Genomic DNA, 1,290 nt, shown 5'->3' with positions numbered 1-1,290 from the left:
GTTTCTCCTATGTCAAGCCGCTGCCGGTTGGCAAGGCTTTGTTCGGATGTTGTGGTCGGTGTGGAGGTGATGGAACACCACTCTGGCGAGGCGGCGTTTGAGGCAGCGCAGGGCCTCGGTGCTGGAGTCGCCGGCGGCCAGACGGCTGCGGTAGTAGGCCTGTCCGAGGCTGTCGAGACGGATCTGGGTGACCGCGATGCGGTGCAGAGCGGCGTTGAGTTGGCGGTTGCCGGTGCGGGTCATCCGGACGCGGCCGACGGTGTTGCCCGACCACACCGGGATAGGCGCCACGCCGCTGTGCCGGGCGAACGCCGCTTCGCTTTTGAAGCGGGCAACCCCGGCGGTTTCGCCGATGATCTTGGCCGCGGTGAGCTCGCCGCAGCCGGGCATGGCCAGCAACACCGGAGCGATCGCGCGGACACGCTCGCCGATCCGTTTCGCCAAAACATTGATGGCCTCGGTGAGTCGGGTAATGTCGGCCAACTCCTCGCGGGCCAACTCGGCCACCAGACCGGGCTGGGCGGCCAACCAATCACCGAGCATCCTGCGGTGCTTGGCCAGATCCAGCGACGCCGGTTTCGGCGCCTGGCCAGGATCTAATTCGTGCACTCTCCACAACAACCGGTTGATCGTCGAAGTGCGTTGCCCCACAAGGTCTTCACGCCGATCCACCAGCAGCTTCAACTCCCGCGACACTTCATCGTGGGAAGCCACCGGAAGATCGGGCTCACGCAGGTAGGCCCGCGCGACGGCCAACGCGTCAATCGGATCAGACTTGCCCCGCGTACGAGCCGAGGCCCGGGTCTGGGCCATCAACTTCGACGGGACTCGGACCACCTTCTGATCGGCGGACAACAAATCGCGCTCTAATCGCGCCGACAAATGCCGGCAATCCTCAATCGCCCACGCCAGCTCGACACCGAACTGGGTGCGAGCCCATCGGATCGCCTGGCGATGACCTACCGTAGTGGCCTCGACGACCTTCTCGCCGATTTTGCGGCCTACCTGATCCACGGCGACAAACGTATGCGTGCGCTTGTGGACATCGGCTCCAACAACAACCATGGTGGTTGCCTCCTTCACTGTGAGGTGACGGTTGGGCCGGTCGGCGGACACATCTCAGTGGGGGCGATGCCACGCTCCTATCAAGTCACGCCGGCCGGTCCTTCACACCTGATGCCGACAAAACGCATGAACGCCAACCTGAAGGCGGCAACGAGCCTACGAGCCAAACACCAGGTGATCAGGATCCAACCACCGCAACAAGCGGCAACCTCACCCTGACACTGA

General features: G+C 64.0%; 1 protein-coding gene. It reads right to left on the bottom strand.

Features of this window, described 5'->3' with window-relative positions:
- Positions 1 to 12: 12 nt before the first annotated feature.
- A complete protein-coding gene (locus tag BST44_RS29120; protein ID WP_208619908.1) occupies positions 13 to 1,083 on the bottom strand; it encodes an IS110 family RNA-guided transposase in 1,071 nt (356 codons plus the stop codon).
- Positions 1,084 to 1,290: the final 207 nt, after the last annotated feature.

Source organism: Mycobacterium scrofulaceum (assembly GCF_002086735.1).
GTDB classification, from domain to species: domain Bacteria; phylum Actinomycetota; class Actinomycetes; order Mycobacteriales; family Mycobacteriaceae; genus Mycobacterium; species Mycobacterium scrofulaceum.
Note: the sequence above shows the minus strand (reverse complement) of the source record. Positions and strands in the feature narration are given on the sequence as shown.